The 253-nt window shown below is 78.3% G+C and carries 1 pseudogene; it reads right to left on the bottom strand.

The features are described 5' to 3' along the window. A pseudogene (locus tag SACPADRAFT_RS26615) lies at positions 1-253 on the bottom strand (carbohydrate kinase family protein); the annotation flags it as partial.

Here is a 253-nt window from a genome sequence, read left to right as displayed (position 1 = left end):
CTGCGGGTCGACCGAGGTGCTCGCCCCGGCCTCCCGCGCGGCGGCGAGCGCGGCGAGTCCGCCCTCCCGCGACGACGGGTCGAGCAGCACGTAGCCGGACAGGTGCAGGTGGGTGGTCCCGGCGGGCACGGCGCCCGCCACGTCCCCGGGGTGGAACCGCTTGTTCGCGCCCCGGTCCGGCAGCATCGTGCGCTGGCCCTCCCGGTCGACCAGCACGACCACGCAGCACGTCGCCGTCTCCGCGTCCCGGGCG

The organism is Saccharomonospora iraqiensis subsp. paurometabolica YIM 90007 (assembly GCF_000231035.2).
GTDB classification, from domain to species: Bacteria; Actinomycetota; Actinomycetes; order Mycobacteriales; family Pseudonocardiaceae; genus Saccharomonospora; species Saccharomonospora paurometabolica.
The sequence above is the reverse complement of the archived record's forward strand: the minus strand, read 5'-3'. Positions and strand labels throughout refer to the sequence as shown.